Source organism: Mesorhizobium sp. P2_B11 (assembly GCF_056404855.1).
The window spans coordinates 358,582-378,094 of sequence record NZ_JBFUDF010000005.1; the positions used below are offsets into that span (position 1 = coordinate 358,582).

The window sequence follows — 19,513 nt, forward strand, 5'->3', positions numbered from 1 at the left end:
CAAGCCCGCAGCATGTTAATCTAGCCGCGCATCCCGGGCTGGATCAGCGACACGGTCGCGGTGGCGTCCTCGTCGACCGGCTTGTTGCCGTCCTGCTTCAGCGAAAATTCCACCATCACCGGCAGATGGTCAGAGCCGGTGTCTTCCAGCCGGGTCGACGACAGGATCGTCACCGCGCCCTTCGAGAACACCTGGTCGATCGGCAGGCCGGCATAGCGCCGCAGGAAGTCGGGCAGCGTCCGATGGATCCAACTCGGCCCGGCCGACGGCATCACGGTCAGCCCGCCGAGCGCGGCGACGCGCCGCACCGCAGCGCTCCACGGCACGGCGTTGCAGTCGCCGGCCATGATCGCCGTCTCGCCGAGCGAGGTCAGCGTCGTGGTCAACTCGCCGATCTGCCAGTATTGCTCCTTCGGCCACGGCCAACTCAGATGGATCGCCGCGACATCGACGCCGATGCCGCCGAAGTCGACCGTGGCGGTGGCCATCGCGCCGCGCGGTTCGCAGTATGGTTCGGTACCGACGGCAAACGGCCGCCTGGACAAAAGCGCCACGCCGAACACGCCGTTGGGATAGGCGCACAGAATGCGGTAGGGATAGGCGCTTTCGAGCAGGCCGAGCTTTTCCGACCACATCTGCGACACCTCATCGAGGGTGATCACATCGGGTTTGGTGCGGCCGATCAGCGACAGCACCTTTTCCGGCGTCGGATTGTTGAAGCGCAGGTTCATCTGCAGCAGCCGATAGACCGGTTCGTTGCCGGGCGCGTCATAGGCGGCCTGCACCGGCCACAGGCGCGGCAAGGTACTCAACGTCGAGGCGAAGGCGGCCACGGCCAAGAGCAGGCCCACACCTGCCTGCAGGCGAAACGAGGTGGCAAGCAGCGGCAGCGCAATCAGCGCCATCAGCAGGGCCAGATGGATGCGGAAATGGGCGAAAGAATCGAAGGCTGGATGCAGCGTGCCGAGGAACCCGGCTACGAGCGCGGCCGAGAGGCCGAGCATTGCCAGGAACGCCATCGAAGCCATCATGTTTCGCACGCGTGCCATAAGACCGGGTTTTGCATTGCCGAGGGTGTCAGGCCTGTTATCGGCGCAAATGCGGCCCAATCAAGATGACGAAACGCCTCGCGGCCAACATTTGCGGGAAGCCGGTCTACTGGAAGGCCGTCTCCGAAAAGCTTCTCAGCTTGCGTGAATGCAACCGATCCATCGGCATTCCCGCCAGTTTCTCCATCGCTCTGATGCCGATGGTCAGATGCTGCGCCACCTGCCGCTTGTAGAACTCGGTCGCCATGCCGGGCAGCTTCAACTCGCCATGCAACGGCTTGTCGGAGACGCAAAGCAGCGTGCCGTAGGGAACGCGGAAGCGGAAGCCATTGGCGGCGATGGTCGCCGATTCCATGTCGAGCGCAATGGCGCGTGATTGCGACAGCCGCTGCACCGGCCCACGCTGGTCGCGCAGTTCCCAGTTGCGGTTGTCGATGGTGGCGACAGTGCCGGTGCGCATGATACGCTTGAGATCGTAGCCGGACAGGCCGGTGACTTCGGCGACCGCCTCCTGCAGCGCCACCTGGACCTCGGCCAGCGGCGGGATCGGCACCCACACCGGCAGGTCGTCGTCCAGCACATGGTCTTCGCGCACGTAGGCATGCGCCAGCACGTAGTCGCCCAGCGCCTGGGTGTTGCGCAAGCCGGCGCAATGGCCAAGCATCAGCCAGGCATGGGGCCGCAGCACCGCGATATGGTCGGTGATCGTCTTGGCGTTGGACGGGCCGACGCCGATGTTGACCATGGTGATGCCGCCATGGTTGGGCTTCTTCAAATGATAGGCCGGCATTTGCGGCAGGCGCGGCGCCGCCACGCCTTCGCTGGGCGCGCTCTGCCCGGCCTTGGTGACGACATTGCCCGGCTCGACGAATTCGGCATAGCCGTGGCCGCCTTCCGCCATCTGGGTCCGGGCACGGGCGACGAATTCATCGATGTAGAACTGGTAGTTGGTGAACAGCACGAAATTCTGGAAATGCTGCGGGCTGGTCGCCGTGTAGTGCGTCATCCGATGCAGCGAATAGTCGATGCGCTGCGCCGTGAACGGTGCCAGCGGCCGCGGCTCGCCGAACGCCACTTCGAAGGTGCCATTGGCGATCTGGTCGTCTGTGCCGTCGAGATCCGGAACGTCGAACAGATCGCGGATCGGCCGCTTGATGCGCTCGGCGGCGGCGCCGTCGACATGGGTGCCTTCCAGGAAGGCGAAATGCAGCGGGATCGGCGTGGTCGATTCCGAAACCGTCACCGGCACGCCGTGATTGCGCATGATCAGCCGAAGCTGTTCGACGAGATAGCTTTCAAACAGCACGGGCTGGGTGATGGTGGTCGAGAAATGCCCCGGCGTCGGCATGTGGCCGTAGGCCTGGCGCGAATCGATCTGGGTGAATGAATTGGTGGTGACGCCGATCTCCGGGTAGAAGGCGCGGTAGCGCTTGCTTTCGTCACCGCCGGCGGCAAGGGCCGCAAAGGAGTCGCGCAGGAACTTGGTGTTGCGGTCGTAGAGCACCTGCAAGGCGGCCACGGCCTTTTTGGCGTCATCGAAGCTCTTCTTGCCGAAAGGCTCCGGCATGACGACCGATTCGATGGCTTGTGGGTAGATTCGCTTTTCCATGGCTCAATATAGAGACTCAGGAGAGCGCTTGGGAGGGGGAGGTGGCCGCCAAAGCTGGCCAGTCGTCGATTTATTCGTCTACGCACCAAGGTGCGTTGAGATTCAGGTCAGGCCGAGTCGAGGGTGGTGGCTTTCGAGAACCGGCCTACGCCGTCCGTAGCCTTCATGAAGCGGAGGCACTTGTGAGGGCTTCGGCCGGCGAAGGCCGGAGCGGAGCGTACTCAAGTACGTGAGCACCGGAAGCGCAGAAGGCCGCCATCCGCAGGCCGGCCTGACCTGAATATCAGCGTACCTTACCCGCGCTGCAGGCTGACCAGCAGAACAAGGCCTACGCCATGCCTCTTTGCTGCCGACGCTTCGATCGTCGTGTCGGTAACAGCCCGCATTATCGGCATGGCCAGGAACGGCGCCGACAGGACGAAAAGGACAAGCGCCGCCCGCGGCAGAAGCCGAAGGGTTTCGAGGGCGTTGATGGCTGTGCGGTTCATGGCTTTGGCTTTTCTGTTTGGATCTATGTCTTTGTCGTCTCAGGGGCGAAAATGGTTCATGCAATCGAACTGGCAGCTGCCGGAACTGGCTGAATCCCAGGAGCGGGCCGGACGGCCGGCTTCAGYCACGAGAATGGCGAAGAACATGCCGAACAGGCTCATCAACAGGCAGACGATGGTGAAGCGGCGAGCGAGCATTTGTGGTGTCTCCTTGAACACGCCATCAAAATGCCCTGATGCGACTGAACCGGCTCTGATGCCGGCGTTCATCTGCGGTTCAAAGTGATTGACGATGTTTTAGGGAGAGCATCGGCCTCGGTTGCGAGACTGCGAGCAGTAACCGTGCGGCTAGGTCGTGGACCGTTCTGGAAAAGAAAACGGGGCCTGCGAAGGCCCCGTTGTCGTCACGTCGAATAGCAAGCTCAGAGCTTGTGCCAGGTCTGGCTCTTGCAGATCAGCCCGCCGAGCACGCAGCCGCTCATCTTCAGCGAGGTGCCCGACAGTGTGGCCTTTCCCGAATAGGTCTTGTCGTTTGCCGGATCGGTGATGTTGCCGGCATATTTGTTGTTCCCGGTCGCCTTGAGCGAACCGATAGTCTTGCCGGCATATTTGCCGGTCTTCAGCGTGATGGAGAATGAACCGCTGCCGCCAATGAGTGCGGTGTCGCCGGCCTGCGTCTTCCAATTGCCTTCGATCGGATCGGCCCAGGCCGCGCCCGCCATCATCACTGTGGCCGCCAGGGCCAAGCTCACTTTGCCAAACATATCTGTCCTCCCTGTGGTTTCATGTGGGGTTCCCGCCTCTCTGCCCCTTACGCAAACGTAAGCTAATCCAGCTCCCGGCAAAACAAAAGCGGGTGCCGTCACGGAAGGGTTTGCAATTTTCATGAGGGTCGAGAAAGCGCTCAGCGACCAGGAAATGAAACGATCGGCGCGCCGGCTTTGGTTTCTGTGGTTAGCGGAGTCTTGACCGGGGCCCCACAAATTTTCGTCAAATCCGGCGCGAAACGGCGCGGTTGCTGGCTTTGTATCCTTAACGAATTTCCGCGTTTACCTCTTGTTTTAGCTTTGTTTTCTCCAAATTAAGCACGCCATTTAACGACGAATTCAAGGCTCGGCTTCATTCTCGAAAGCATCGAAAGAGCGGCTCCCCAGGGGACACCGGGGGACAGAAAAGGCCCGCTCTCGGGAGCCAGACAGGGGACTAAAATGGCACGTTTTGAAATGCTTGAAGCCGGCTTCGGCGCCATGGGGGCAACTGCCCAGGCCGACATTCTTTTCGAACTGGGCATGATGTATGCGACCGGCCGCGATTGCGAGACCGATGTCGTTGCCGCCCACAAATGGTTCAACATCGCCGCCATCAAAGGCTCGATCCGCGCCGCCGAACTGCGCTCGGAACTGTCGGCCGCAATGTCCAAGGTCGAGATCGCCAGGGCGCTGCGCGAAGCCCGCGAATGGATGACCATGCACTGAGATCGCCGATCTCGAGCAGATAGACGCTCGAGCAGAGATACGAAAGACAGGGAAGCTCCGGGATCAAGACCGCATAGACGGCCGGAACCGGTGGAATAACAAGGCCGCGACAAGACGGTCGGCGACGAAGAGCAAGAATGCGGCAGGCCGATTTGGCCCAGTCGTGCACGGCAATGGGGACGGCGAGCAGATTTTCGTGGCGCGGGGGCGCATGGGGATCGCTTGACGAGCAAAAGCCACGACCGGCCGGGAACAGGCTGGCGTGGCTTTTTGCGTTGATGAGGCCCAATCGAGTGGCGCCGATGCGCCTAGACAGGCCCAATGAAGGATGAAATTGTCCCGCCTTCTGAAAGAAGCGCGGCCGGAACGGCTGCGCCAGTGTGGGAGGAGTTCTATCACCATGAAAAAAACGGGTATTTTGAGCGCGGCCGTATTTGGCCTGATGATAAGCGCGCCGGTTGCCTTTGCCGACGACATCACCATTTCGGTGGTCGGCCCGATGACCGGACAGCTCGCCACGATCGGCGATCAGTTCAAGCAGGGCGCAACGGCAGCCGCCGACGCGATCAACGCCGCCGGCGGTGTCAACGGCTCGATGATCAAGCTCGACATCGAGGACGACCAGTGCGATCCCAAGCAGGCGGTTTCGGTGGCCAACCGGATCGTTGCCAACAGCGTCAAGTTTATTGACGGCCATGCCTGCTCGGGGTCGAGCATCCCGGCGTCCGCCGTCTATGCCGAGGCCGGTGCGCTGATGATGAGCCCGGCCTCTTCAAATCCCGAGCTGACCGACGCCGCCGCCAAGGCCGGCTGGCCGACGATCATGCGTCTCTACACGCGTGACGACGCGCAGGGCGCCTTCATCGGCCCGTGGATCGCCAAGAAATATGCCGGCAAGAATGTCGTCGTCCTGCATGACAAAAGCGCCTACGGCCAGGGCGTGGCCGATGCCGTGAAGGCGACGATGAATGCCGGCGGCCTCAAGGAAGTCGACTATGAAGGCATCAACGCCGGCGAGAAGGACTATTCGGCTCTTGTCACCAAGCTGAAGGATCTCAAGGCCGACGTCGTCTATTTCGGCGGCTATCACCCGGAAGCCGGCCTGATCCTGCGCCAGTCGGCCGAGCAGAGCGTTAAGTTCCAGCTGATCATGCCGGACTCGATCGCCTCGCCGGAATTCTGGCAGGTCGCCGGCCCGGCCGGTGAAGGCACCATGTTCGTCTTCCCGTCCGACCCGCAGTCCAAGCCGGAAGCCAAGGAAGCCATCGCCAAGATCAAGGAAGGCGGCTTCGTGCCGGAAGGCTTCACGCTGTTCTCCTACGCCGTCGTTCAGGCTTTTGCAGAAGGCGTCAAGCGCGCTGGAACCGACGATCCGGTCAAGGTCGCCGAAGCGCTGAAGAACGGCACGCCGTTCAGCACCGTGGTCGGCGAGGTCACCTTCGACGAGAAGGGCGATCTGAAGAACGCCAGCTACGACATCAACCAGTGGCATGACGGCAAATACGCGCCGATCGCGCAGTAAGCGATACCGTACTCATGGAAATGGCCGGGCTTGTCCCGGCCATTTTTCATATGGGCATCTTGCTGGCTATGCAGCCTCTTCGGCGAACCGCACCAGCACGGTTCCGTCGGTGACCTGCGCCCCTTCCACCGCGATCTCGGCGACGATCCCGTCATGGGGGGCCGCGATCGTGTGCTCCATCTTCATCGCTTCCAGGATGAGCAGCGGTTGGCCCTTGGCCACGGCCTCGCCCTTTGCCGCGCGCACCAGCTTGACCAGGCCGGGCATCGGCGCGCGCAGGCTGCCGGAAGCGGCGGCGGCCTCGTCGGTCCGCGCCAGCGGATCCGGGACGAGGAAACTGTAGCCGACCGCGCCTTCGAACACGGTGACGTGGCCGGGCCAGCGGGCAAGGCGAGGGGCGGCGCGAAGGTCGTGCGAATTGACGCTGTCATAGGGCGCATCCAGCGCCACCTCGAAGCGCCCGTCCGGCCGCACTGAAACACGGGCCAGAATATCGTCCTCGCCACGGCGCAGGCGCGTGCGCCGCGCAACAGTGTGGAAATGTGCATAGCCGGCAAGCGACGACCACGGATCGTTCGTTTGCGGCACCGCACCGGCGCCGGCCGCGGCAAGGGCGGCCGCGGCAACGATCTCGCCGCTCGGCGGGGCGACCACGGTCAGCGCTTCCTGATGCCTGCCGATCAGGCCGGTATCGACGTCGCCGGCGGAAAAATCGGTGTCCGCGGCAAGTGCCGCGAGAAAGGCTGTGTTGACGGTCGAGCCGGCAATCTCGGTCTGCGACAACGCTGTGCCGAGCGCGTCGAGCGCCGCTTGCCTGTCCTTGGCGTGGACCACCAGCTTGGCGATCATCGGATCGTAGAAGGGCGAGATCGCATCGCCGGCCCGCACGCCGGTCTCGATGCGCATCGTGGCGCCTTCGGGCGCTTTGTCTGGAAACGCCAGGTGATGCAGCGTGCCGGTCGCCGGCAGAAATCCTTTTGCCGCGTCTTCGGCGTAGATGCGCGCCTCGAAGGCGTGCCCGGAAAGTGCAATCTCGTTCTGCGTCTTCGGCAGCTTTTCGCCGCTGGCCACCCTGAGCTGCCACTCGACGAGATCAGTGCCGGTGACCATTTCCGTGACGGGATGCTCGACCTGCAGACGGGTGTTCATTTCCATGAACCAAAAGCGGTCGGCCTTCAGCCCTTGCGAGGCGTCGACGATGAATTCGATGGTGCCGGCGCCGGAATAGCTGATCGCCTTGGCGGCCTTCACCGCTGCTTCCGTCATCGCCTTGCGCAACGCCGGTGTCATGCCGGGCGCCGGCGCTTCCTCGATCACCTTCTGATGGCGGCGCTGCGCCGAGCAATCGCGCTCGTAGAGATGCACGGCATTGCCAAAATTGTCGCCGAACACCTGGACCTCGATGTGGCGCGGCTTGTCGACATATTTTTCGACCAGCACGCGGTCGTCGCCGAACGCGGCCTTGGCCTCGCGCCGCGCGCCCGACAGCGCCTCGGAAAAATCATCGGGATGCTCGACCCGGCGCATGCCCTTGCCACCGCCGCCGGCGCGCGCCTTGATCAGCACGGGATAGCCGATCTCGCGCGCCTTGGACGCCAGCAGCACGATCTCCTGCGCTTCGCCATGATAGCCCGGCACCACCGGCACGCCGGCCTTCTCCATCAGCCGCTTGGCCGCGTCCTTCAGACCCATGGCGCGGATCGAGGCCGCCGACGGGCCGATGAAGGTGAGCCCTGCCGCCACCACCTGGTCGACGAAATCGGGGTTTTCCGAGAGGAAACCGTAGCCGGGATGGATTGCCTCGGCCCCTGTCGCCAGTGCGGCCGCGACAATCTTGTCGCCGCGCAGATAGCTTTCGCCGACCGGCGAAGCGCCGATATGCACAGCCTCGTCGGCCATTTCGACATGCAGGGCCTTGGCATCGGCGTCGGAATAGATGGCGACGGTGCGCACACCGAGCCTGCGCGCGGTGCGGATCACCCGGCAGGCGATCTCGCCGCGATTGGCGATCAGGATCTTGGCGAACATGGAGCCTCCAGAGTCTGCCGCCCGCGGTGTCGGCGCCCCTTCGCGTTGCACAGCCAGTCCATTCCCAGCTTTGTCATGGCCATACCCTGCTTCGGAGTCCAGCCATTGTCAAAGGACCGGCGAGCCACGCCCTGCCTATTTGGAAGCTGCGATTTCGCAACGTCCCGCTGTCGTGAACTTATGGCCGTTGAGACCGGCCTGACAGGATTTCAGCGCCCCTTCTTCAGCTGCCTTCTGCGACGGTGCATTCAAACGTGAGCCGCAGACGATATACAGCGAACGCACGCGTGCGTAGGGCGTGGACGCATAGGCCGAATGGCCGCTGGCAGCCACATAGGCTTTGTAGGCCTTGGTACATGGCTCCATCAGGCTTCCCGAAACATACGGATAGAAACGGATATCGCCCTTGTTGCCTGCCAGCGATGCCGTCGACCCCGCGCCTGGTGCCGCGACCATGAATAGACCTGCAAGCATCGATGCGGTTATTCTCGATTTCATATTATCCCACCCACCTTGGAAAGAGTTGATCTTGGATCCCTATTTGGAGGCCGCGATTTCGCATGCGCCTCCGGTCGTGAACCTGTGGTTGCGCACACCGGCCTGGCAGGATTTCAGCGCTGCGTCTTCAGCTGCCTTCTGCGACGACGCATTCAGGCGCGAACCGCAGACGATGTACAATGAACGCACGCGCATATAGGGCGTTGTCGCATAGGCCGAATGGCCGCCGGCCGCCACATAGGCGTTGTAGGCTTTGGTGCATGGCGCCTTCGGATTTCCCAGCAACGACGGCCAGAAGCGGACATCACCTTTGCTCCCCGCCAGCGATTCCGCCGATCCGACGCCTGGCGCCGCGACAATGACCATGCCTGCAAGCACCGAAACGGCCATTCGTTTGATGGATGTCAGTTTCATTTTGCTCCCCATTTTCAGATGATCTTGCGAGCCCTACTTGGAAGCAGCGACGCTGCACTGTCCGGAGGCCCCGACTTTGTATTTGTTGACGGCGGACTGACAGGACTTCAATGCCTGTGTCTCCGCGGTCTTCTGCGAAGCCGCGTTATAGTAAGCACCGCAGATGATGCCCTCGGTGGTCTCGCCGACCAGGGTCGATGCATAGGCGGAATGACCGGCGGCCGCCACATAGCCCTTGTACGCCTTATAGCAGTCTCCTCTCGCATAGGGCGGGAAGTAGACGGGATAACGGCTATCGCCCTTGCTGCCTGCCAACGACCCCGCCGCGCCGAGGCTTGGCGCAGCCAGCGTCAGCAGGCTTGCAACCAGCGATAGGGTTGCCCGTTTGATGAACGTCGATTTCATGAAACCCACCCCATGGAAAACAGCCGAGGCTGAAATTTGCCTATTTGGACGCGGCGATGCCACAGCCTCCGCTGGCAATGGTGAGCTTCCATTTCTTGATGCCGGCCTGGCAGGACCGCAATGCGCTATCTTCCGCGGCCTTTTGCGTCGGCGCGTTCACCTTCGTACCGCAAATGACATAGAGATCGTCCACGCGCGAGTAGAAGGTCGTTGCATAGGCCGAGTGTCCGCTGGCCGCCACGTAGTTCCTGTAGGCTTTCTGGCAGCCGCCGGTCGAGCCTGGCGGAAAATTGACGACAAAACGGCTGTCTCCGATCTTGCCTGCCAGCGATTCCGCCGTTGCAATGCCGGTTGTCACGACTATGAGCAAGCCGGCAAGGATCGACGCGGCAGCCCGTTTGATGTTCGCGGATTTCATTTGTTTCCACCCGTTTGGAAAGAACCGAGGCCGACCGGCGCGCCCATCTATTTGGACGCGGCGATGCTGCACGCCCCGCTGGTCTGGAATTTCCACTTCTTGAGACCGGCCTGGCATGATCTCAATGCAGCGTCCTCCGCCGCCTTTTGGGTCTTGGCGTTCACATGGTTGCCGCAGATGAAGAATTCCGTCATCCGGGCGATCGGAGTGGAAGCATAGGCGGAATGGCCGCCGGCGGCGACGTAGTCCTTGTAGGCCTTCAAGCACCCCCCGGTCGTGCCGGCCGGAAAGTAAACTGGATAGCGCTCGTCGCCCTTGCTTCCCGCCAGCGAACCCGCCGCCTCGGCACCTGGTGCAACCAATATTAGAAATCCAGCAAGTATCGACACTGTCGACCTGCAGCAATATTTCAAAGCCATTTCCACCCAACCCCAACTGCCCAGTGCCGGGTAAGCAATAGCGAATATTTTTTGCAGCCGCCAGTCCGTCGACGATATTTCACTTTGGCCTGCTTTGGGGAAATTTTTGTGCCATAAGTTCAGCTTTCCTCAACGTCAGCAACAGCTTGCCGGTATAGTTCTGCGGTCTGTTCATCGAAGCAGCAGAAAGTAACAATTTCAGGCAAGGCATGCGGTGCGAGGAAGCTGCCGACGATGCCAGCGGCGATCCCGCTTGCCGCATCCTTCGGATAGCCGTAGATGCCGGTCGAGATCGCCGGGAAGGCAATCGTGCGGCAATCATGGACGCGAGCTATTTCGAGCGAGCGTCGGTAGCAGGAGGCGAGCAGTTCGGCCTCGCCCTTGCCGCCACCCTGCCAGACCGGTCCGACCGTGTGGATGATGTAGCGTGCGGGTAGTGTGTAGCCCTTGGTGATCTTGGCGTCGCCGACCTTGCAGCCATGCAGCATCCGGCATTCGAATTCGAGCTCCGGACCGGCGGCGCGGTGGATGGCGCCGTCGACGCCGCCACCACCCAGCAGCGAGGAATTGGCGGCATTGACGATGGCGTCGACATTCAGCTTCGTGATGTCGCCGGTGTGAATGCGGATCCGTTCGCTGAGCGTGCTCATCCTACATCCTGAACACGCCGAACTTCGTTTCTTCGATGTCGGCATTGAGCGCGGCCGACAGGCTGAGCGCCAGCACCTCGCGTGTCTTCGCCGGATCGATGATGCCGTCGTCCCACAGTCGCGCCGAGGAATAGAGCGGATGGCCCTCATGCTCGTATTTCATCAGGATCGGCTTCTTGAATTTTGCTTCCTCGTCGGCGCTCCATTCGCCGCCCTTGCGCTCGATGCCCTCGCGCTTGACCACCGCCAGCACGGTCGCCGCCTGTTCGCCGCCCATCACCGAAATGCGCGCGTTCGGCCACATCCACAGGAAGCGTGGCGAGTAGGCGCGCCCGCACATGCCGTAATTGCCGGCGCCGAACGAGCCGCCGATGATCATCGTCACCTTCGGCACGCGCGCGGTGGCGACAGCCATCACCAGCTTGGCGCCGTCCTTGGCTATGCCGCCGGCCTCATATTTCCGCCCGACCATGAAGCCGGTGATGTTCTGCAGGAAGATCAGCGGAATCTTGCGCTGGCAGCACAGCTCGATGAAATGCGCGCCCTTCAGCGCGCTCTCCGAAAACAGCACGCCGTTGTTGGCGATGATGCCGACCGGCATACCCTGGAGATGGGCAAAGCCGGTGACCAGCGTGGTGCCGTAATTCTGCTTGAACTCGTCGAACTCGGAGCCGTCGACGACGCGCGCGATCACCTCGCGCACATCATAGGGCTGGCGCAGATCGGTCGGCACGATGCCGTAGAGTTCCCGCGCGTCATGAAGCGGCGGAGCCGGTTCCCGTAAGGCCAGGTTTACTGTCTTGCGCCGGTTGAGATTTTTCACGATGCGCCGGCAGATGGCCAGCGCATGTTCGTCGTCCAGCGCATAGTGGTCGGCAACGCCCGACAGCCTGGTGTGCACATCGGCGCCGCCCAGATCCTCGGCGCTGACGTCTTCGCCTGTGGCCGCCTTCACCAGCGGCGGGCCGCCGAGGAAAATGGTCGCCTGGTCGCGCACCATGATCGTCTCGTCCGACATTGCCGGTACATAGGCGCCGCCTGCCGTGCATGAGCCCATGACGCAGGCGATCTGCGGGATGCCGGCCGCCGACATATTGGCCTGGTTGTAAAAGATGCGGCCGAAATGCTCGCGATCGGGAAACACCTCGTCCTGGTTGGGCAGATTGGCACCGCCGCTGTCGACCAGATAGACGCAAGGCAGATTGTTCTGCGCAGCGATCTCCTGCGCCCGCAAATGCTTCTTCACCGTCAGCGGATAATAGGTGCCGCCCTTCACCGTGGCGTCGTTGACGACGACCATCACTTCGGTGCCTTCGACACGGCCGACGCCGGCGATCATGCCGGCGCAGGAAATCTCTTCGCCATACATCGACCATGCCGCGAACTGGCCGATCTCGAGGAAGGGCGAGCCGGTGTCGAGCAATTGCGCCAGCCGCTCGCGCGGCAACAGCTTGCCGCGCGAAACATGACGCTCGCGCGCCTCGTCCGAGCCGCCGCGCTCGACGCTTGCCGCCTTGTCCGCAATGTCGGCAACCAGCGCCCGCATGCGCTCGGAATTGGCGCGGAAGGTTTCGGAGGAGGGGGAAATCTGGGTCTGGAGTACGGCCACCGTTGATTCCTATTGCTCGGCCACGACTTGCAGCTTGCCGTCGCGGCGTTCGAAAATGTACTCGGAGAGAAGGTCAGGTTCTGTCTTGAAAATTGTGTCGATCAGACTGCGAGCCATCGGAGCCGCGTTGGGCAACCGCTTGTCGAAGACGAAAATCGCGTCCCGTCTCGGAATGGCTATAAGCACACCGTTGGGAAATTGAGATCCAAGCAGGGTCCAGAATTTCTCGGTCAAAAGAAGTGCTGGTGAGATGGCCTCGTCGTCTTCGACAGTGAAGATGAATACCCCGTCGGAAAACGCGCTTCTCCTGACTTGCGGCATCAGGGTGTTGATGTTTTTCAGCGCAAGCTCACGAAGCTGGGCAAGAGAACGACCGCCAACATTGGAAAGCGACACGCTGGCAAGCGCGTCCGCAGTGTCGATCTGATAGAGGATCACGACATCCCCAGCCAGGGCCTCAAAGGCGGGGCCTTTCCCAGATTCGTCATCTTCTGGCCTCAGCGGCCCGAGGTGTTCAAAAGGTCGAATGTTCGCGATCAGATGAGCGGCATCGAAATCGCCTTCAGTGTCGGCAAGGACGACCACACGCAGAAAACGCTGGATCTCCGTTTCGGCTTCGGCCGTGGGCAGGTCACGGATACGGCCAAGCAGATTTGTGACGTCGACCACAAGTTTCTGATCTTTGCCTGACGATTGTGTGCTGGTCACGCTGAGCCGAGCAGGATCGGCGGGGTCCGGAACGGCTTGCTTGACGCGGCTATCTGTCTTCAGGCGGGCCATGACTTCAACCCGCAGTGCCGCAACGTCTCGAAATTGCGGCATATCGGAAGAGGCGGCACTCGCAAATCCCGACAACGGGATCAGTGCGACGACAGTGCGCGCCAGTATTCCAAGATATTTTGGCAGACCAGCCATCTGATATCGCTCACACCCCCTCGGCCATGATCTCGCGTCCGATCAGCCAGCGGCGGATCTCGCTGGTGCCGGCGCCGATTTCGTACAGCTTGGCGTCGCGCAACAGCCGGCCGGTCGGATAGTCGTTGATGTAGCCGTTGCCGCCAAGCAGCTGGATGGCGTCGAGCGCCATCAGCGTCGCCTTTTCGGCGGCAAACAGCACGCAGCCGGCGGCGTCCTTGCGCGTCGTCTGGCCGCGATCGCAGGCAGCCGCCACCGCATAGACATAGGCGCGCGCGGCGTTCATCGTCGAATACATGTCGGCCAGCTTGCCCTGCACCAGCTGGAATTCGCCGATCGGCTGGCCGAACTGCTTGCGCTCATGCACATAGGGGATGGCGACATCCAGGCACGCCGCCATCAGCCCGATCGGTCCGCCGGCAAGCACGGTGCGCTCATAGTCGAGGCCGGACATCAGCACTTCGACGCCGCGACCTTCCTCATGCAGCAAATTGTCATAGGGAACCTCGACATTGTCGAACACCAGCTCGCCGGTGTTGGAGCCGCGCATGCCGAGCTTGTCCAGCTTTTGCGCCGTCGAAAAGCCGGCCATCGTCTTTTCGACGATGAAGGCCGTGATGCCGCGCGATTTCCGTTCCGGATCGGTCTTGGCGTAGACGACCAGCGTTTCGGCGTCGGGACCGTTGGTGATCCACATTTTCGAGCCGTTGAGCACATAGCGGTCGTTGCGCTTTTCGGCGCGCAGTTTCAACGACACGACGTCGGAGCCGGCGCCGGATTCCGACATGGCCAGCGCGCCGACCTTTTCACCCGAGCACAGCGCCGGCAGATATTTCTCCTTCTGCGCCGGTGTCGCCCAGCGGTTGATCTGGTTGACGCAGAGGTTCGAATGGGCGCCATAGGAGAGGCCGACCGAGGCCGAAGCACGGGAAATCTCTTCCACCGCGATCACATGGGCGAGGTAGCCCATGCCGCTGCCGCCGAAATCGGGATCGGCGGTGATGCCGAGCAGGCCGAGCGCGCCGAGTTCTTTCCACAGATGCATGGGGAATTGATTGCTGCGATCGATCTCGGCGGCGATCGGCGCAATTTTCTCTTGGGCAAAGCGGCGCACCAGATCGCGCAGCGCCTCGATGTCTTCGTCATGCCCGAAGCTAAGCGTGTTCGTGTACATGCCGTTCCCTCCCGGTCTTGCCGTCCATGTTCGCGCCAACCAGGCGCATTGTCATCGAAAGATATGTCGCCGTGACTTCAGCCATCGACAGCCGCTCGCCCGGCCGGAACCAGACGATGACGCCGGTCATCATCTGGATCAGCGCCATGGCGGTGAGCCCGGTGTCGTCGATGCTAAAGGCGCCGGCCTCCGCGCCGTCGCGCAGGATGGCGCGCAACTCCTTCTCATAGGCGGTGCGCATGCGCAGGATCTGCGTCAGCCGATCATGCGAAAGGCTGCGCAATTCCATGTTCGAGACATGGGTGGAGTGGCGGCGCTCGATGTGGAAGGCGATGTGGTTTTCGACATAGGCGGCAAGCCGCGTCGTCGGATCGGCGGCATCGGGGCGTGCTGCGCCCCATGCCTGGATCAGCCCTTCCATATGCTCGCGCATCAGCGTGAACAGAAGGTCTTCCTTGGTCGGGAAATAGCGGTAGAGCGCGGCGGCCTGGACGCCGACTTCGGCCGCAAGCTGGCGCATCGACATCGCTTCATAGCCGAAGCGCGCGATCAGGCTGACCGCCGCCTCGCGGACGGCGGCTTCGGTCTTTTCACCATCGGATCCGGTGGTGCGTGCCATGATCTCCTCCCACTAGATTCTGATAATAAAACGAACGTTCAATTAATTCAAGTGAGCAATCGGGGGTCGTGCCGTCTATACGATGATCCGAAAGTCGGTGGGCGCGTCGCGGAGCTCGAATTCCTCGGTCTCGACCTTTGAAACGGAAGCTCCCCTCGGCCCTTGCCGCAGCCGTTCGATCATTGTCGAAACCGCAGCATCGGCACCGGCAATCCAGGCCGTCACCGTGCCGTCCCGTTCGTTGCGCACCCAGCCTACGAGGCCAAGCCCTATCGCTTCGTGTCGCGCCCAAATCCGATAGCCGACGCCTTGCACCTTGCCATGGACGCGCGCCTGCACTGCCCTTTGCCGATCATCCATCGTCGCCTCCCATGCACAGAGTCTGGCGCAGGATCGAACGAATGCAACAGGCTTGAACGGCTGGATTGTTGCTGGGTCGACGAGAGCCCGGCTAGCACCTTCGAGATGAATGGCATCGTCCAGTAAATAGTTGACCAAATCAACTAAATCGACAAGGATCGGCACTGCGGAAATCCTCTGGGAAAGGTGGCCGACATGCCAGCCGATCGAGATGCGTTGGTTGCCGAGATGCGCGGCTTCAACAGGTTCTACACGTGCCTTGTCGGGCTGCTCGATGAGACGCTGACCCAGAGCGCTTACACTTTGGCCGAAGCCCGGGTGCTGTTCGAACTCGGCCATCGGCCGGCTGACGTTTCCGCTGGCCCTGGCGGCGAAGCGGGATTTTTGGCGCGGGCGTTCCACCTCGATCTTGCGCCTGTCGCATCGGCCCTTGCCGGCCAACTTCAACTCCCGCCGGCGCATCTCATGCGGATCCTGAGGAAATTCATGGCCGCTGGCCTGATGGAGCTGCGTGCCGATCCGGACGATGGGCGTCGACGGATCCTGGCGCTGACCGCCCGGGGCAATGCCACGCTGGCCACGCTCCAGGCGGCGGCGAATCGCGATCTCGCTTGTCTGACCGCAGGCCTCGCCGATGATGAAGCCGCCGAGCTTTCAGATGCGCTGAAGCGCGTCACGCGGCTGCTCGGTGGTGGCCGCGAGGAACCTCGGGCTCTGCCAGTTGCAAGGTGATGCCGGTCTGCAGGCTGATTCTCCGCAGCATCGTGCCGTCGTCACCTGGCGATGGCAGCGACCCGTCTAATTCCCGCGCGCTGCGGCGAGCGCGCCAGGCAGTTCCTCGGCAAAGATGTCGAGCTCATGATCGAGGCCGACGCTGACCCGGATGCAGCGGTCGAGCCCTGGCGCCATCGGCTTGCGGATGAAGACGTCGCGCGACAAAAGGTTTTGCAGCACTTTCAGCGCGAAGGCGCCGTCCTGGCCACAGTCTATGGTGACGAAATTGGTCGCCGATGGCAGCGGCTTCAGTCCGTTCGTCTCGGCAATGCCGGCGATGCGTGTGCGTCCGGCAGCAACCCGTGCCACCACGCTGTGCAGCCAATCCTGGTCGGCAAGCGCCTCGACGCCGGCGATCTGCGCCATGCGGCTGACGCCGTAATGGTTGCGGATCTTCTCGAAATCGCGGATCACCTCGGCCTCCGCCACCGCGTAACCGCAGCGAATGCCGGCCAGCCCGTAGGCCTTGGAGAAGGTGCGCATGCGGATGACATTGGGCCGCGCGACATCGATCGGCGGCAGTGCCGAGGCCGGCCCCAACTCGCCATAGGCCTCATCGAGAACCAGCATGGTGGCTTCCGGCAACGCTTCGATGAAGCGGGAGATGTCGCCCGCGTCCCACCAGCTGCCCATCGGATTGTCGGGGTTGGAGAGATAGACCAGCGGCGCTTTTTCCCTGGCGACAGGTGCGAGCAGGCCGTCCAGGCTTTCCTTGTCGTTTTCGTAAGGCACCGTGACCAGCCGGCCGCCGACGCCGGCGATGTGGAAGTTGAAGGTCGGATAGGCGCCGAGCGAGGTGACCACCGCGTCGCCGGGCGCCGCATACATGCGCGCCACCAGGCTGAGCAGCCCGTCTATGCCTTCGCCCACCACGACGTTTTCGGCACCGACGCCGAGATGGCGGGCCGCGGCCTGCTTCAGATCGTAATTGTCGGGGTCGCAATACATCCACTGGTCACGCGCAACGCTCTCCATGCGGGCGATGACGCGCGGCGAAGGCCCGAAACTGCTCTCATTGGCGCCGATGCGAGCACGAAACGGGCGGCCACGGTCACGCTCCTGCGCCTCCGGTCCAACAAACGGCACCGTAGAGGGAAGCGCGCCGACAAGCGGCGTGAGGGCAGGGCGCTGGCGCATGGCAAAAGGCTCACTCGAAAAGGGCCTTCTTGCTAGCGTGGAGGCATGTCGGGCGCAAGATGACAATGCCGCACTGGATTTCGCCGATCCGTTTTGCTAGCGAAATAGAATGAGCAACCGATTGCCACCCGCTTGGGCCAAGCACCTTAAAACCCAAGCCGCGCCGAAGGGCGCACCGCCGAAGCTTGGGCAACCAAAACCTCAGCCCGCAAAGGAGGCTCCGTCTCGCGCTCAGGCCGACGATATGCTGTTGAGGCAGGCGCTCGAGTTCCAGCAAGAGAAAAGATTGGCTGAGGCGGAAGAACTCTGTCATCGCGTTCTGGCGAGAACCCCCGAACATCCGCTGGCCCTCTACATACTGGGGACGCTGGGGATCGGGTACGACGACGAGAAGGTTATGCGGTATTTTGGTCGGGCGATCGCGCAGGAACCTCTAAATCCCTACTATCACCTAAGCCTCGGTCAAGTCTATTTGAGGCTCAGCGAGTTTACGCTGGCGATCGAACACATTCAGTACGCGCTGACATTGAAGCCGGATCTGGCGGAAGCGCTTTGCGCCCTGGGCGATGCATACAATTCATTTGACAAGGGCGAAATGGCGCTGCCGCTCTTTGAGAAGGCGCTCAGGATCGACCCAGATCATCCCACGGCCCGGCTGGGGCTGCCTCGTGCGCTGGCAAGCCTCGGCCGTATGGACGAAGCCGCCGTTCGTCTCAATGAGGCAATAGATCTGCGCATCGCGGTACCCGCTGCCTACAGCGCGCTTGTACGCACGCACAAATACACGGAAGAGCCACCAGAACTCGCGGCGATCCTGACGGAGCTTCAAGACCCTGACCACGGATCCGAGGGAGCGGCGACGCTCCATCACGCAGCCGGAAAGGTGCTCAACGACCTCCGCCGCTACAAGGAGGCGATGGGTCACTTCAAAAAAGGAAATCAAGCCGGCGGCCAGAGCTTCGATGTGCAATCCTACCGTCGTTGGGTCGACGCCTTGATCGAAACCTTTACACCGGATCTGGTGGCTTCAAGGACTGCTTCTGGCAATGTCTCGGAGGTGCCCGTGTTTGTGGTCGGGATGCCTCGTTCGGGCACAACACTGACCGAGCAGATCTGCGCCAGCCATCCCAATGTTCATGGCGCTGGCGAGTTAGCAAAGCTTAGACGCACAGCGAATGGGCTCGATCTTAGGCATGGTTCCGACATAAGCCCGGGCGAGGCGATCGCATCGATGACCTCGCAACTGTCCAGGACGCTGGCTGCGGAGCATCTTGCCTACCTGCGCGAGCGGGCCCCTGATGCGCTTCGAATTGTCGACAAGATGCCTCACAATTTCGAGCTGGTCGGCCTGATTGGCATCCTTTTCCCCAACGCGCGCATCATTCATTGTCGCCGCGACGCCATTGACAACTGCATCTCCTGTTTTGTCCTGCAACTCAGTGAAGGGCATAGCTATAGCGCCGATTTGGAGACACTGGGGCTCTACTACAGGGAGTATGATCGCCTGATGCGGCATTGGGACAAGGTTTTCCCGGGCCGTATCTTCGAAAACCGGTACGAGACGTTGATTGAAAGTCAGGAGAAGCAGTCGCGCCGTCTCATAGATTATCTCGGACTACCCTGGGACGATGCCTGCTTGCGCTATTTTGACCGGGGCGGCTCCGTAAAAACCTTTAGCAATTGGCAGGTCCGTCAGCCGATCTATACGTCGTCCGTCAAGCAGTGGAAGAATTACGAAAGCGAGATCYAGCCGCTGATTGAATCATTGGGCGACCTTGCTAATGTTTGACAGGTATTGCCTCGATTAGGATCGGCGATTCACGCCGGTCGCGCGAGACGTGATCACAGTTGCGCCCGAGCCTTATCATGTTGCCGATTGGAACCGAGGCACATGATGGCCGGCGCATACCAGCAAAAAACCCGGCGGTTGCCCGCCGGGTTCGATTTTGA

The 19,513-nt window shown here is 61.9% G+C and carries 22 protein-coding genes; 4 read left to right on the forward strand and 18 right to left on the reverse strand.

The features are described from left to right. Positions 1-20 precede the first annotated feature (20 nt). The 5 genes from AC1DYJ_RS18365 to AC1DYJ_RS18385 all read right to left on the reverse strand — a co-directional run bounded on the left by AC1DYJ_RS18365 (position 21) and on the right by AC1DYJ_RS18385 (position 3,910). Entirely contained in the window at positions 21-1,019 is a 999-nt protein-coding gene (locus AC1DYJ_RS18365) for an endonuclease/exonuclease/phosphatase family protein (RefSeq protein ID WP_477285819.1), read from the reverse strand. 136 nt (positions 1,020-1,155) lie between these two features. After that, positions 1,156-2,616 carry an AMP nucleosidase gene (locus AC1DYJ_RS18370; RefSeq protein ID WP_477285936.1) on the reverse strand — a complete coding sequence of 487 codons (1,461 nt, stop codon included), beginning with the start codon at positions 2,614-2,616 and terminating at the stop codon, positions 1,156-1,158. 335 nt (positions 2,617-2,951) lie between these two features. After that, a complete protein-coding gene (locus tag AC1DYJ_RS18375) occupies positions 2,952-3,146 on the reverse strand; it encodes a hypothetical protein (RefSeq protein ID WP_025583690.1) in 195 nt (64 codons plus the stop codon). A 39-nt stretch (positions 3,147-3,185) separates the two neighbouring features. Further along, on the reverse strand, positions 3,186-3,344 hold the full coding sequence (locus AC1DYJ_RS18380; RefSeq protein ID WP_477426177.1) for a hypothetical protein: 159 nt from the start codon (positions 3,342-3,344) through the stop codon (positions 3,186-3,188). Between the two features lie 224 nt (positions 3,345-3,568). Next, a complete protein-coding gene (locus AC1DYJ_RS18385; RefSeq protein WP_025583691.1) occupies positions 3,569-3,910 on the reverse strand; it encodes a DUF2147 domain-containing protein in 342 nt (113 codons plus the stop codon). A 444-nt stretch (positions 3,911-4,354) separates the two neighbouring features. Here AC1DYJ_RS18385 and AC1DYJ_RS18390 point away from each other — a divergent pair, with 444 nt between their 5' ends. Together AC1DYJ_RS18390 and AC1DYJ_RS18395 are read left to right on the forward strand one after the other, a co-directional pair. Beyond that, complete coding sequence (locus AC1DYJ_RS18390) at positions 4,355-4,621, forward strand: SEL1-like repeat protein (protein WP_025583692.1); 267 nt, start codon at positions 4,355-4,357, stop codon at positions 4,619-4,621. Positions 4,622-5,021: 400 nt separating this feature from the next. Further along, entirely contained in the window at positions 5,022-6,143 is a 1,122-nt protein-coding gene (locus AC1DYJ_RS18395; RefSeq protein WP_025583687.1) for a branched chain amino acid ABC transporter substrate-binding protein, read from the forward strand. A gap of 66 nt (positions 6,144-6,209) precedes the next feature. On the opposite strand, the gene AC1DYJ_RS18400 is transcribed toward AC1DYJ_RS18395, so the two are convergent. The 12 genes from AC1DYJ_RS18400 to AC1DYJ_RS18455 form a co-directional block, all read right to left on the reverse strand. After that, positions 6,210-8,171, reverse strand: coding sequence for an ATP-binding protein (locus AC1DYJ_RS18400; protein ID WP_025583685.1), 1,962 nt, complete (start codon positions 8,169-8,171; stop codon positions 6,210-6,212). 135 nt (positions 8,172-8,306) lie between these two features. Continuing rightward, the gene (locus AC1DYJ_RS18405) at positions 8,307-8,669 is read right to left on the reverse strand and encodes a hypothetical protein (RefSeq protein WP_025583684.1); all 363 of its coding nucleotides are present in this window, start codon (positions 8,667-8,669) and stop codon (positions 8,307-8,309) included. Positions 8,670-8,708: 39 nt separating this feature from the next. Beyond that, positions 8,709-9,083: a hypothetical protein gene (locus tag AC1DYJ_RS18410; RefSeq protein WP_025583682.1), complete on the reverse strand. Its 375-nt coding sequence runs from the start codon at positions 9,081-9,083 to the stop codon at positions 8,709-8,711. Between the two features lie 33 nt (positions 9,084-9,116). Next, positions 9,117-9,488, reverse strand: a complete 372-nt coding sequence (locus AC1DYJ_RS18415) for a hypothetical protein (protein ID WP_025583681.1) — start codon at positions 9,486-9,488, stop codon at positions 9,117-9,119. Positions 9,489-9,528: 40 nt separating this feature from the next. Beyond that, positions 9,529-9,906: a hypothetical protein gene (locus AC1DYJ_RS18420; RefSeq protein WP_025583679.1), complete on the reverse strand. Its 378-nt coding sequence runs from the start codon at positions 9,904-9,906 to the stop codon at positions 9,529-9,531. Between the two features lie 47 nt (positions 9,907-9,953). Beyond that, positions 9,954-10,295, reverse strand: coding sequence for a hypothetical protein (locus AC1DYJ_RS18425; protein ID WP_477426179.1), 342 nt, complete (start codon positions 10,293-10,295; stop codon positions 9,954-9,956). Positions 10,296-10,444: 149 nt separating this feature from the next. After that, on the reverse strand, positions 10,445-10,975 hold the full coding sequence (locus AC1DYJ_RS18430) for an O-acetyl-ADP-ribose deacetylase (protein ID WP_025583675.1): 531 nt from the start codon (positions 10,973-10,975) through the stop codon (positions 10,445-10,447). A 1-nt stretch (position 10,976) separates the two neighbouring features. Beyond that, complete coding sequence (locus tag AC1DYJ_RS18435) at positions 10,977-12,584, reverse strand: carboxyl transferase domain-containing protein (protein ID WP_025583673.1); 1,608 nt, start codon at positions 12,582-12,584, stop codon at positions 10,977-10,979. Between the two features lie 9 nt (positions 12,585-12,593). Beyond that, positions 12,594-13,499, reverse strand: a complete 906-nt coding sequence (locus AC1DYJ_RS18440; protein ID WP_025583672.1) for a hypothetical protein — start codon at positions 13,497-13,499, stop codon at positions 12,594-12,596. 10 nt (positions 13,500-13,509) lie between these two features. Continuing rightward, positions 13,510-14,673: an isovaleryl-CoA dehydrogenase gene (locus AC1DYJ_RS18445; RefSeq protein ID WP_025583671.1), complete on the reverse strand. Its 1,164-nt coding sequence runs from the start codon at positions 14,671-14,673 to the stop codon at positions 13,510-13,512. Further along, positions 14,654-15,292: a TetR-type transcription factor C-terminal domain-containing protein gene (locus tag AC1DYJ_RS18450; RefSeq protein ID WP_025583670.1), complete on the reverse strand. Its 639-nt coding sequence runs from the start codon at positions 15,290-15,292 to the stop codon at positions 14,654-14,656. Before AC1DYJ_RS18450 ends, AC1DYJ_RS18445 begins: the two co-directional genes overlap by 20 nt. A 75-nt stretch (positions 15,293-15,367) precedes the next feature. Continuing rightward, the gene (locus tag AC1DYJ_RS18455) at positions 15,368-15,652 is read right to left on the reverse strand and encodes an acylphosphatase (protein ID WP_025583669.1); all 285 of its coding nucleotides are present in this window, start codon (positions 15,650-15,652) and stop codon (positions 15,368-15,370) included. Positions 15,653-16,138: 486 nt separating this feature from the next. On the opposite strand from AC1DYJ_RS18455, the gene AC1DYJ_RS18460 reads away from it, so the two are divergent. After that, complete coding sequence (locus AC1DYJ_RS18460; protein WP_477285824.1) at positions 16,139-16,384, forward strand: hypothetical protein; 246 nt, start codon at positions 16,139-16,141, stop codon at positions 16,382-16,384. 66 nt (positions 16,385-16,450) lie between these two features. Here the strand turns inward: AC1DYJ_RS18460 and AC1DYJ_RS18465 are convergent, their stop codons facing one another. Continuing rightward, complete coding sequence (locus AC1DYJ_RS18465) at positions 16,451-17,563, reverse strand: pyridoxal phosphate-dependent aminotransferase (RefSeq protein WP_025583666.1); 1,113 nt, start codon at positions 17,561-17,563, stop codon at positions 16,451-16,453. 109 nt (positions 17,564-17,672) lie between these two features. On the opposite strand from AC1DYJ_RS18465, the gene AC1DYJ_RS18470 reads away from it, so the two are divergent. Next, positions 17,673-19,352 (forward strand): tetratricopeptide repeat-containing sulfotransferase family protein, encoded by a 1,680-nt coding sequence (locus AC1DYJ_RS18470; protein ID WP_477426181.1) that lies wholly within the window; start codon positions 17,673-17,675, stop codon positions 19,350-19,352. Positions 19,353-19,513 lie beyond the last annotated feature (161 nt).